The organism is Stutzerimonas stutzeri (assembly GCF_000935215.1).
Lineage (GTDB): Bacteria > Pseudomonadota > Gammaproteobacteria > Pseudomonadales > Pseudomonadaceae > Stutzerimonas.
Map to the genome: position 1 here is coordinate 1 of NZ_JXXD01000163.1, position 7,790 is coordinate 7,790.

The 7,790-nt window shown below is 62.4% G+C and carries 5 protein-coding genes; 2 read left to right on the plus strand and 3 right to left on the minus strand.

The features are described from left to right. Window positions 1–158 precede the first annotated feature (158 nt). Together mksE and mksF are read left to right on the plus strand one after the other, a co-directional pair. The gene (gene mksE, locus LO50_RS16750; protein ID WP_044315700.1) at window positions 159–842 is read left to right on the plus strand and encodes an Mks condensin complex protein MksE; all 684 of its coding nucleotides are present in this window, start codon (window positions 159–161) and stop codon (window positions 840–842) included. Beyond that, window positions 839–3,673: an Mks condensin complex protein MksF gene (gene mksF / locus LO50_RS16755; RefSeq protein ID WP_044315701.1), complete on the plus strand. Its 2,835-nt coding sequence runs from the start codon at window positions 839–841 to the stop codon at window positions 3,671–3,673. Before mksE ends, mksF begins: the two co-directional genes overlap by 4 nt. Window positions 3,674–3,775: 102 nt before the next feature. Here mksF and LO50_RS16760 read toward each other — a convergent pair whose 3' ends face one another. The 3 genes from LO50_RS16760 to LO50_RS16770 are packed head-to-tail and all read right to left on the minus strand — an operon-like array spanning window position 3,776 to window position 7,344. Next, window positions 3,776–6,085 carry a PqiB family protein gene (locus LO50_RS16760; RefSeq protein WP_044315702.1) on the minus strand — a complete coding sequence of 770 codons (2,310 nt, stop codon included), beginning with the start codon at window positions 6,083–6,085 and terminating at the stop codon, window positions 3,776–3,778. After that, window positions 6,078–6,701 carry a paraquat-inducible protein A gene (locus tag LO50_RS16765; protein ID WP_042927444.1) on the minus strand — a complete coding sequence of 208 codons (624 nt, stop codon included), beginning with the start codon at window positions 6,699–6,701 and terminating at the stop codon, window positions 6,078–6,080. The genes LO50_RS16760 and LO50_RS16765 overlap by 8 nt, the downstream gene beginning before the upstream one ends. Further along, the gene (locus LO50_RS16770) at window positions 6,688–7,344 is read right to left on the minus strand and encodes a paraquat-inducible protein A (protein ID WP_044315703.1); all 657 of its coding nucleotides are present in this window, start codon (window positions 7,342–7,344) and stop codon (window positions 6,688–6,690) included. Before LO50_RS16770 ends, LO50_RS16765 begins: the two co-directional genes overlap by 14 nt. Window positions 7,345–7,790: the final 446 nt, after the last annotated feature.

The window sequence follows — 7,790 nt, forward strand, 5'->3', positions numbered from 1 at the left end:
TTCCGCTCCCCGCACCAACAGCCCCCTCTCCCCTATGGGGAGAGGGTTGGGGTGAGGGGCAGGCACCAACCAGCAGCACAGACAGGCCAAAGCCCATCAAATCACGCTGTGGAAATCACCTTGTTGATTTCTACCCAACGATCCAGCGAGCAACCTGAATGAACATCGACCTCAAGGAAATGACCCAGCTGGCGCCGATCTTCCGCGAGCTGTTCAAGGGCTATCACCTGTCGCGCAGCGAGCCGGAGCCCTACGCGCAGCTGTCGAACATGCAGGACCAGTACCGCGCCTTGTTCAAGGCGCTCGGCTTCGAGCTGGTCTGCGATCCGCGCGGTTTCTACTACTTCGTCCCCGAGCAGATGGGCGCGCAGGTGAACAAGACCGCCCAGCGCCTGGCACTGTTCACCTTCATCCTCGTCGAGCACCTGGCCGACCAGGGCCGCGATCCGCTGGCCGTGCTCGACGGTGGCAGCCTCGGTCGCGATGAACTGCCGGCACTGCTGGACAAGTACCGCGACCTGTTCCTACAGGCCGAAGTCACCACCCAGGAAGAGCTGGAAGAAAAGGTCATCCGCCGCCTGACGCAGCTGGGCTTCGCCGAGGACAGCAATGGCGTCTACCGCTTCCTGCCGCCGATGCACCGCTTCCTCGACGTCTGCCTGTCGGTGCAGCAGGACCGCGACCTGGCCGCCAGCCTGCACAGCAGCGACCTGCCGCTGCCAGCCCCGGAGCTGATCGCCGAGGACGAGGACGACATCATCCTCATCGAGGAAGCGGCCGAGGAATCGGAAGAAGACGCCCTGGCCCGTGCCATCGCCGAAGAAAAGGAGCTTGAAGCATGAGCCAGGAACGCTACGGCATCCGCCGCTTCGCCCTGCTGAACACCGCCGGCTACAGTCTCGGCATCTTTCCGCTGGAGAATCCGCTGTCGGTCTACGGCGCCAACAACCTCGGCAAGTCCGCTTCGATCAACGCGCTGCAGTTCCCGATTCTGGCGCGCATGTCGGACATGAGCTTCGGCAAGTACAGCCTCGAGCAGTCGCGCAAGTTCTACTTCGCCTCGGACACCAGCTACATCCTCGTCGAAGTCATGCTGCCCCACGGCCCGCATGTGATCGGCGTGGCCGGCCGCGGTCCGGGCGGCGGCTTCGGTCATCAGTTCTTCGTCTACCAGGGCTCGCTGGATCTGGACCATTACCAGCAGAACGGCACCTGCCTGCGCCAGCGCGAGCTGTTCGCCAACCTCGAACGCGCCGGCATCAAGGCCTACGAGGCCAAGCCGGACGAGCTGCGCCGGCTGCTGGTCGGCGGGCATACCTCGATTCCGCTGGATATGACGCTGATCCCGCTGCGTTCGACCAGCGAGCAGAGCCTGAAGACCTTCCGCGCGCTGTTTATCAACCTCCTGCATATGAGGGAAATCACGGCGGCCAAACTGAAGCAGCTGTTCCTTGATGCCTTCGAGCACAGCTTGCGCTCGGGCAGCGTCGACTACATCGCCGCCACCGAAGAAGCCTTCCGCGACGTGCGCCGCATGGAGCAGGACTACCAGGCGCTGGTCGCCGCCGGCCCGCTGGTCGAGGCGCTGGCCGCCGGTGTCGCCCAGCGCGAGTTGCTGCGCGGCAAGCTGCATCGCCTGTCGCCGCTGCTCGACAACCTGCTCGGCACTTGGCACGACTACGCCGATGCACGCAAGGAAGAGCTGGTGATCCAGGCCGAGCACTACCGTCGCGAGCAGGACGGCCTGCAGAATGAACAGCGTGGTTCAACCGGCGAGCTGATGCGGCTGGAGCGCGAGATCAGCGAAGCCCAGCGCTGGCTCGGCGAGCTGGCGGTGCTGAAGAACCGTTTCGCCCTGGTCGAGGACGCCCATGTGCTGGAGCAGCAGCTGCTCGCCGCCAAGGACGCCCATGACGAGCTGGCCGGTGCATTGGCGCAGTCTCGTCAGTTCTCCAGCGAAGACCTGGACGAGCGCCTGCGCGATCTGGAAAAGCGTTTGAAGTCGGTGAAGCAACAGCTCGATCACGCCGACAACAACAGCTATTCGCGCCTGCGCGAAGAGTTCTCCCAGGCCGACGTCGACCGCCTGATGCGCCTGTTCAACGGCCAGCTGTTCAGCCTGCCGCTGGGTGAGAAAGGCATCAGTGCCGAGGGTGACGACTGGGTCAAGGCCGTGGAAGCGGTGCTGGATCGTTTCAAGGGCGACACCTTCTCGGTGCCGGGCCTGTCCATCGACCTCTCGCATATCGAGCCACCGGCGCTGCAGGCTCTGGCCGACCGTGCCGCGCTGCGCGACCAGAAGGATCGCCTGGAGCGCGAACTCAAGCAGCTAAAGACCCAGCATGCGGTGGCCGTCGACCGCGCCGCGAGCAAGGCCCAGGCCGAGGCGCTGTATCAGGCCGTACTTGATGCGCAGAAAGCGCTGGAAGACTTCCGCCGCAGCCAGACCCTGGCCGCCGAGGAGCCGGCCAAGCTGGAACAGCTGGCCCAGGCCGAAGCCGCCCAGGAAGAACTCAAGCGCACCAGTGACGCCTTCGCCGAGCGCGTGCAGCAGATTTCCGCCAGGCTGCAACTGGTCGGCCGCCAGTTGGCCGATCTGGAAGCCAAGGAACGCACCTTGGAAGACGCCCTGCGCCGCCGCCAGCTGCTGCCAGCCAACCTGCCCTTCGGTACGCCGTTCATGGACCCGGTGGACGACTCGCTGGACAATCTGCTGCCGCTGCTCAACGACTACCAGGACAGCTGGCAGGCACTGCAACGCGTGGACGGCCAGATTGAGGCGCTCTACGCCCAGGTGCGCCTGAAGGGCGTGGCCAAGTTCGACAGTGAGGAAGATCCCGAGCGCCGCCTGCAACTGCTGGTCAACGCCTACGCCCACCGCCAGGACGAAGCGCTAACCCTGGCCAAGGCGCGGCGTGCGGCGGTCACCGATATCGCCCGCACGCTGCGCAATATCCGCAGCGACTACGAGAGCCTCGAACACCAGCTGGCGCTGTTCAACCGCGAGATCAACAAGCGTCAGGTTTCCAACCTGGCGAGCTTCCGTATCGTGCTGGCGCCGAACAAGGATGCGCTCAAGCACATCGACCAGATCATCCACAGCGCCGGGCAATACGAGGAAGGCGAGACACTGTCGGTGTTCGACCTGTCGCAGTCCTCCGAACAAGACGCCAGAAACGAGGAAGCCAAGGAGTATCTGGCGCGCCTGGTGGCAGCGAACAACAACCAGCTGGGTTTGAAAGACCTCTTCGAGCTAGCGTTCGAGATCACCAAGGTCGGCGGCCAGCCGGTGATCCACACCGACATCGACGGTGCGGCGTCCAACGGCACTACCATGACCATCAAGGCGCTGACCAACATGTACCTATTGCTGCACCTGATGGATCGCGAGCAGGCCGGGCGCATCCGCCTGCCCTACTACCTCGACGAGGCGGCTGACATCGACGAGCGCAACCAGCAGGCGCTGATCGAAACCAGCCTGCAGCTGGGCTTCGTGCCGATCCTCGCATCGGTGAAGCCTCAGGTCTCGGCCCATGTCGCCATCGACCTGGAAGGCGGCAGCGGACCAGCCGGCATCTACATCGACGAGGCGGACTGGAAATACATCAGCCGCCGCGAATCGATCGCCAGCGAGCACACTGCTTCAGCCCAAAGGACCGAAGAGCCGGCCTGATCTCCCTGCAATGAAAAGGGCCCCGCGGGGCCCTTTTTCATACACATCCGGATATCGCCGTAGGGTGGACTTCAGCCCACCAACAACGTCCCGGATCGATCGTCACTTGTCACTGACAGCTCGCCCCAGCTCGATCTTCGGCGCCCAGTCAAACCACTCCTCCTGCGGCTCCTTGAACAAGGCAAAGGTCTGTCCTGGCAAGGCGCGCTGTCCCATGCGCTCGCCATCAGGGGTGGCGATGGCAACACCGCCCTCGATCAGCGACTCCAGCGAATCGGTACGCACGCTGGCGCCCTTGAACAGGCTGAAATCGACACCGAACCCGCTGGTTTCCCAGAACCGGCTGCCGGTATGCACCAATGCAGCGTAGCGTGGCTCGATCAGTACGCGGATCAGCACGCGGTCGGCAGTCTGCCCCAACTCGTAGCCAGTCACCTCGCCGACCTTCACCTCGCGGTAGGTCACCGCATTACCCGGCTTGATCGAACCCAGACGCGCAGCGCTGAGGACTAGGGCGAGCCCTTCACCAGCCTTCTGCGGCTCACGCTCCTGGCCCACGAAACGCGCTTGAGCGGCCGCACCTGGTTTGCCGGGAGCAACCTCAAGATAGGGACCGCTGACCAGCGTATCCAGATTGGCGGTGCGCATGATGCCCAGTTCGGGCCGTACCACCCAGAACTGCGTGCCCGCACGAGCGATACGCAACTCTGCGGCGGTAATCCGGGCCCGCAGCACGACGTGACCGAGGTCGTCGCTCAGGGTCACACTGTCAACCTCGCCGACCTCCAGCCCCTTGTAGCGGATCGGCGTGCCGGCACCGAGGCCGTCGCCGCGATCGAGACGAATCTCTATCGAGGTACCGCGCCGTATTGCGCTGTCCCGGTCCTTGTGCAACTTAAATCGGGGCACCTTTCTGGTAGCCGGAGCTTGCGGCTCCGGCGTCTCGAATGCGATGCCCCCGGCCAGCAGGCTCTGCAGCGATTCGCTGCGTACCTCAATACCGGAAAGCCCGCCGGTAAGGGAAATGCCACTGGCATTCCAGAACCGGCTCGAACTGTTCACTAGGTCGGCGTAGGGCTGCTCGATGTGCACGCCAACCACGACCCGCTGCTGGTCGCGCGAGAACTGGTAACTCTGCACGGAGCCAACCCGTACCTGGCGATAGAGCACAGGACTACCGACATCCAGCGAGCCGAGGTTGTCCGCCGTCAGTACCAGGTGAAGGCCGGGCGAGCGTATATCCAGCGGTGGTGCCTTGGCGCGTGCGACGAAGTTGCGCCTGGCTTCTGCACCCTTCTCGCCGGGGCGAACAGCGATGTAATTGCCGCGCACCAAGGCCTCGAGCCCGGAAATACCGGCGACCGATACCGACGGTTTGACCACCCAGAACTGCGTGTCCTCTACCAGATAGTCCTCGAACAGCGGGTCGATGGAGAGTTCGGCCTGCGCGCCGCTGAGGTCGGAATCGATATCCAGCTTCTTCAGCAGACCGACCTGCATGCCCTTGTAGATGACAGGCGTCCGGCCGGCCTGCAGCCCATCGAAATCCTGCAGAGATACGAGCGTCTTGATACCCGCCTGGGCCGCATCGAAGTCCTCGTAGAGCCGGAACGGGATGCTCGGATCGGTCGCAGGGCTGTCCTTGCGGTGAGATGGCGTGGCGAAGGCGATACCGCCGGCGACGATGCTAGCCAGAGACTCCGTACGGAACTTAACCCCCGTCAGACCGGCATCCACGGTGACGCCGCTGGCATTCCAGAATCGCGTGTGTTTGCGCACCAGATGGGCGTACTCCGGCTGGATATACAACTGCACCTCGACGGTACTGTCGTCCTCGGACAACACGTAGTTCTTCACCTGTCCGACCTGGATCTGCCGATAGAACACCGGACTGCCGCGATTCAGCGAGCCAAGGCGCTCGGCTTTGAGCGTCAGGTGCAGGCCGATGCGGCTGTCGGACATCGGCGGCTCTTCCGCCAGCGCAACGAAACGCCGCGTTGTCTCGCCATCAGCAGGGCTGATACCGATGTAGTTGCCCGACACCAGAGTCTCCAGCCCGGTAATCCCGGCTAGCGTCACACTGGGCTTGACCAGCCAGAAGCGCGTGCCGTTGCGTAGATAGCCATCGACGTCCTTGTTCATCTCGATTTCCGCGACAACGACCTGCCGACGCTCATCGTCGCCTAGGCGCAGATCACGCACGACACCGATCGTCATGCCCTTGTAGAGCACCGACGTCTTGCCGATCTCGATCCCTTCGGCACTCTCGAAGACCACCTCGATGTGGATGCCTCGCTCGCTATAGGCCTGCCAGGCGAGCCACGCTCCGATAGCCAGTGCGATCAGAGGCAGAATCCAGATGGCCGACCAGCTGGAGGCAGGGCGAGTATTGGCTTGTGGCAGGTCAGTCATGCTTGTTCCCGGATTCCGTGTTATCCCAGATCAGACGAGGGTCAAATGTAATCGCAGCCAACATGGTCAGGATGACTACGCTGGCAAAGGCTATCGCGCCGAAGCCCGCTTCGACGCTGGCGAGGCTGCCGAAATTGACGATCGCCACCAGAATGGCGATGACGAAAATATCGAGCATGGACCAGCGTCCGATCCACTCGATAAAGCGAAAAACCAATATCCGTTGGCGTGGCGACATTGGATGGTGGCGTTGTACTGAAAACAGCAACATCGCGATTCCAACTAGTTTGAACGTGGGAACCAGAATGCTGGCGATGAACACCACGGCGGCTATTGGAAACATGCCGTGCTTGGCCAAGGTCACGACGCCAGACATGATTGTGTCTGGCGTGCCACTGCCCAACATGCGTACCGTCATGATCGGCAGCAGGTTCGCCGGCAGGTAGAGCAGAGCTGCAGTGATCAATAGCGCCCAGGTTCGAACGATGCTGTTGGGTCTGCGCATATGCACGCGTGCACCGCAGCGGACGCATCGCTGATCACGCTGACCGGCGTCCGCCCGGTTGAGCTGATGGCACTCGTGGCAAACCATCAACCCAGCATCAGCGGCGCGCATCGCGGCGCTCCGACAACGCTTGCCAGACCTGGTGCGGCGACATCACCAACTCTAGCCAGACCTGAACGACCAGCAGACCGGCAAAGCACGCCAGCCCGATCCCCAGGCTGAGTTCGGCCATGTCCCTGAGTTTGATGATCGACACCAGAATGCCGAGCAGGTAAACCTCCAGCATCCCCCATTCACGTAGATGGTGATACGTCCGGTAGAGCAGCATGCCCAATGGCTTCGCTCGATCGACCGCAATGCAGAGCAATACAGCCAGCTGGCAAAGGAGTTTAAGTAGCGGCACAGCCATGCTGCAGAGAAACACCACCACGGCGATACCTTGCATGCCGCTGTTATACAGACTGAGCACACCACTCCAGACCGTATCGTCAGTAACCCGGCCGAGCAGATTCAGTCTCATGATGGGTAGGAAGTTGGCCGGGAAGTACAACAGCAACGCAGCGAGCACCAACGCCAGCCCAGGTCCGACGATTCGATGCCGCAAGCGAAACAGCTCACAACCGCAACGAGGGCACTCAGCAACCTCGCCGAGATTGAGGTTCGGCTTGAGCATCAGCAAATCACATTCAGGGCAAGCGACTAACTGCTCGAGCGGAACCTCATCAAGCCCTAGCGTAGCAGCCGATTCCGGCATAGCAAATATCCGAGCAAAGCACTCATTCTAAACGAGCGGCACACGCCGCTGTGAGCTGTCAGTCGGACGAAGACGACGACACTCAGTAGCAGTGAACGACCGAGTGGGACTATCGATATGTTGTCGTTGGCACCCGATCTGCTGGGTGCCTACTCATAGCCACCAGAGGGCAAACCGTCCCGCGGCTTGTCGCGCAACCGTTCGTCAACAGAAAACGGCAACGGCTGATTTCAGCATCGGCGCTATCCGAAGGCATGACCACGACGCTTGATAGATCGCAGGCAGACACGCTCCACAACAAGTCCTGCACGGCCTCGGCCTGCCGCCCGCACTATTCGGCCATCCCTCCTACACGCCGAGCCGGAAGCAGCCTTGGCTGTCTCGATAGATATTTCTTCAGCCCAAAAGCAAACCCCCGACCAGCTTACGCGGGTCGGGGGTTTGGG